The sequence below is a fragment of the Roseiarcus sp. genome, assembly GCF_052145395.1.
Taxonomy (GTDB): Bacteria; Pseudomonadota; Alphaproteobacteria; order Rhizobiales; family Beijerinckiaceae; genus Roseiarcus.
The window spans coordinates 1-4,413 of sequence record NZ_JBKQOT010000837.1; the positions used below are offsets into that span (position 1 = coordinate 1).

Here is a 4,413-nt window from a genome sequence, read left to right on the forward strand (position 1 = left end):
AGTCGATGCGTCAGTACATCAAGTCCTGGATCACCGAGTGGGATATCGAGCGCCTCTACGGCGAACGCGCGACGATCGAGGCCCAGACGATTCAGACCGACTATACCGAGAACCCCGAACTGCAACATATCGCACCCGCCGCTGACGGCGACGAAGAATAGGTCTCGGGGTGGCGGCGGCCGGCGAAGCGTCGAACCAGGCGTTCGGCCTGAACTGGCCCTATCCGCTGTTCTTGTATCAAACGGAAGGAATCGAAAGGCTGCTCACCAACCGGTCGGTGCTGCTGGCTGATGAAATGGGTCTCGGCAAGACGATCCAGGCGGTCGCGGCCTTGCGTATTCTCGCGGCCCGGCGAGAGATTGAACGCGTTCTGATCGTCTGCCCCGTCGGATTGATTGCGCAATGGCGGCGCCAGATCCGCATTTGGGCGCCTGAGCTCACGGTGTCCACCGCCCTGGGCTCGAGGGACCAGAGGAAGGCCGCCTGGCGGGCGAAATCTGCGCTCCATTTGTCGAGTTTCGAGTCCGTCCGGGCCGATCTGGCCGCTGAGCCTGCAATCGCCGGCCGCCCGTGGGACGTCGTCGTCATCGATGAGGCACAACGGATCAAGAACGCGAAATCCGACGTCGCGGCTGCCGCTAAATCGCTCGAACGAGCGCGGTCCTGGGCGTTGACCGGAACGCCGCTCGAGAATCGTCTCGAGGATCTACTCTCTGTCCTCGACTTCGTCGCGCCGGGCGCGTTCGACCCCAAGGCCATGGGCGTCGGACTTCGGGGCCTGATGAGCCGGGTGCAACTGCGCCGCCGCCGCGCCGAGGTTCTCGGGGATCTGCCGCCGAAATTCGCTTCGGTCATTGCGCTCGACCTTGCCGTGACGCAGCGCGCCGCCTACCGAAAGGCGGAGGAGAAGGGAACCGTCTGGCTGCGCTCGCTGGGACGGGAGTTGCGCATATCGCATGTGCTCGAGCTCATTCTGCGGCTCAAGCAGATTTGCAATTTTTGTCCCGAAACAGGAGACTCGGCGAAGCTTGACGACCTGCGCCCTCGGCTGGAAGCGTTGACGGCCGCGAACGCGAAGGCGCTCGTCTTCTCGCAATTCGTCGAGGAGCCTTTCGGCGTGCTGCGGCTCGCACGGGAACTGCGGGCGTTCCGGCCGCTGATCGTCACCGGCGGCATGGACCAGCCTGCTCGGAGCGCTTCGCTCGAATCCTTCGAGCGCGATCAGACGCGCCGCGTGATGGTTCTTTCCCTCCGCGCGGGCGGGACGGGATTGAACCTGACCGCCGCCTCGCGCGTGATCCATTTCGACCGGTGGTGGAACCCCGCAGTCGAGACCCAGGCCGAGGACAGGGTTCATCGTATCGGCCAGACGAGGTCGGTTGAGGTGACCGCCTATATCTGCGCGGACACCGTCGAAGAGCGCATCGCGGCAATTCTCGAGGAGAAAAGAGCGCTGTTCGCCGATTTGATCGACGGCGTCGCCGCCCCCTCGCTTGGCAGGCTCGATCTGGACACACTGCTCCGCGCGGCGGCTCCGGCGTTTTAGGCGCCGCCGAAGACGCGCGTCAGGACCGGTATCCTGCGCTCTCCAGTCGTTTGCACCGTCCCAGCGAGACCCGCAACGACCGCAGCGAACATCCTTTACGGACCCCGTTGCGCCGCACCTGAAGGCGACCGAACAGCCCGTCGACACGGGCTCGGCCGCCGCGCGGCCGTTCCGGCAGATCCTCGACCGTCAGCGGGTGACGGCTGAATCCTGACGCATCCACCGCGCTCCAAAAGACCGATCATTTTCCCCATGGCCCTACGCTCGATGTCGAGGCGCTCGGCAAGTCCATTCACCGGGGCGCTCCGCAATTCGACCAAGGCCCGCGTCGCTCAGGACGTCCGTCGCGCGACCGGAGGGGACGACGTCACGCTCCCGAAGAACTACCGCAGCCGACCAGGGCTCGTCGCTTTCTTCAATGATGCCTTCGCGCGCACGTTCGAGAACGCCGGACTGCCGCCGTCCGCCACCAGAACGGACCGTGCCGACAGGAGCGACCTGCCGGGCCAGCAGACACCGCTGGCCATCTGGCATCTGTCCGGAAAGACGATCGCGTCGCGCCTGGAGGCGATCGCCACCGGTATCGCCGCGGCGGTCGCAACCGGCTCCGACTGGCTGGTCGCGGACGGCGCATTCGCACGCCCGCTCGCGCCGGGTGACATCGCAGTGCTGTGCCGGAGCAACGACGCCTGCGCGACCTTGGCGGCCGCGATCGCGCGGCAGGGACTCAAGGTCGCGATCGAACGCGCCGGTCTGTTCGGAACGCCGGAAGCTCGGCTCGCGTTCGCGGCCCTGCGCTGGTGCGCTGACCTCCGTGACACGGTCGCCCTGGCCGAGATGGCGCATCTGCTGCACGAGGGCTCCGAACAGCCTCCCTGGTTCGAGGCGAGCCTCCGCGAGGACTCGGTGGAGGGCATGGTCGCTCTCGTTCCCATCGCCGGCGACCTGCGCGAGGTCTCCGCGTCCGGAGTCCACAAGACCCCCCTCGAATTCTTCGACGCCGTTCTTACGAGGGGCGGCGTCGCCTCGGCGATGCTCCGATGGGGACGAGCGGAGCAGCGGTTCCTCAATCTAGAACAGCTTCGCGGACTGGTCGCCGAGTACCAGGAAGAGCGGCGCCGGGATCGCGCTCCGACGACAGTGTCCGACCTGTGTGTATGGCTGGCGGAGCAGGAGGGCGCGCAGCCGAAGAGCCGGGCCCAAGACGCGGTGACCGTCGACACCTACCATGGGTCAAAGGGCCTGGAATGGCCCTTCGTCGTGCTGTCCGACCTGGACGAGGAGCCGAAGGCCAACGCTTTCGGAGCGCACGTGATGAGCGACAAGCCTTGGGACCAGGTCGACTGGCGGAACCCGCTCGAAGGTCGCTGGGTTCGATTCTGGCCGTGGCCATTCGGTGCGCAAAGGGACAATGTGGGCCTTGACGCCGCCGGAACGACCTCCCCGGAAGGGAGGTCGGCCGAGCGGATCGAACGAGCCGAAAGGGTGCGCCTCCTTTACGTCGGCGCCACGCGAGCCAAGGACTATCTGGCGTTCGCCATTCCGGTTGCGAAGCCGAGCCTGCCTTGGCTGGAGGAGCTTAGGGCCGACGACGGCTCGCCGGCCGTGCAGGTTCCCGCGGCCGGCGCAACTTCGATGACAGTAAACGGCCGTGGCCATCCGGTTCGGGTTCTCGAACTGGCCGCCGCTTCGGACACGCCGACTCCGGAACCCTCTCTCGCCTATACAACCGCGAGCGGGGAACAGCGGTCCTACCTGCCGCTCGCCATCCGTCCGAGCGCCGAGAGCGGCGCCGAGGATGCCAGGATCGTCGCGGAAGCCGATCTCGGCGCCAGGCTTCCGATCTCCGGCTCGCCGGACATGAACGTGGTCGGCGAAGCGCTGCATCGCTTCCTCGCTGCCGACGATCCCGCCTTGCCCGAACAGGGACGAATTCAAATGGCGGCTCGGCTGTTGGAGTCCTGGGGCGTTTCAGGGTTCGATCCGCGCGACGTCGTCACGATGGGCGATCGCTTCCGTAAGTTCGTCGCGGGCAATTGGCCAGGATCGACCTTGCGCCGTGAGCCGCCGATTTTGCAACGGATAGGCGACCGTACGCTTAGGGGAAGGCTTGATGTCGTGGTCGAGACGGACAGCGAAATCGTCCTCATCGACCACAAGAGTTTCCCTGGCGGTCGGCCCCAGTGGCTCGAACAAGCGAAGAAGCATGCCGGGCAGATGAGAACCTACCGTGAGGCGGTCCGCGCGGCCACCTCGTTCGCCAAACCAGTTCGAATGGCCCTTCACCTGCCGATCAGCGGCGAGGTCTTGTTCATTGAGTGACGCGACGGACGGAAGTCACTTCCAGGCGTGGACCGCTCTACTGACCGCCGTGTCGGCGGTGCGGGCGATGTCGCGTGGGCGTCGTGCGCAGGCCCTTTGGCGGTCGCGAGGTTGGCCGTCCTACGTCACGCGGCGAACGCAAGCGTCGTCACCCAGAGCCCGATCGCCAGCACGACCACCATCCAGACGAAGAAGAACCGCTGGAAGCCGATGTCGGGCAGTCGTTAACCGTAAGACTCCCGCTGTTGGCGATTCAATAAGTTAGCCGATCCCTTAACTTGAGACGTACCCCGTTATTTGAGACAATCGCGATGCTGCAGCGCACCATCCATCCCGTTGCCCGGCAGAGCGATGCGCGCGCGGTTGAACCACCAATAGACCCGCTCACGGAATGTAGGTTGAATTAACTTATTGTTTTATCAGGATCATTCCTGGTGTCCTGTGCGTAAGAACGTCTCAAATTACCAGCAAACCTGAGACAGACGAGCGACTCTTGTCGCGAATTAATTGCTCATGCACCGCACCATCGTGCCGAGTCTCACGAT

General features: G+C 64.9%; 3 protein-coding genes. 2 read left to right on the plus strand and 1 reads right to left on the minus strand.

Translation table 11 applies throughout. From position 1 onward, the window contains the following. Positions 1-169: 169 nt before the first annotated feature. Entirely contained in the window at positions 170-1,546 is a 1,377-nt protein-coding gene (locus ACLP25_RS29135) for a DEAD/DEAH box helicase (protein ID WP_442472584.1), read from the plus strand. Between the two features lie 95 nt (positions 1,547-1,641). Here ACLP25_RS29135 and ACLP25_RS29140 read toward each other — a convergent pair whose 3' ends face one another. Further along, the gene (locus ACLP25_RS29140; protein WP_442472585.1) at positions 1,642-1,800 is read right to left on the minus strand and encodes a hypothetical protein; all 159 of its coding nucleotides are present in this window, start codon (positions 1,798-1,800) and stop codon (positions 1,642-1,644) included. Positions 1,801-1,813: 13 nt separating this feature from the next. Between ACLP25_RS29140 and ACLP25_RS29145 the strand changes: the two genes are divergently transcribed. Next, complete coding sequence (locus ACLP25_RS29145; RefSeq protein WP_442472586.1) at positions 1,814-3,868, plus strand: 3'-5' exonuclease; 2,055 nt, start codon at positions 1,814-1,816, stop codon at positions 3,866-3,868. The last annotated feature ends 545 nt before the right edge of the window (positions 3,869-4,413 follow it).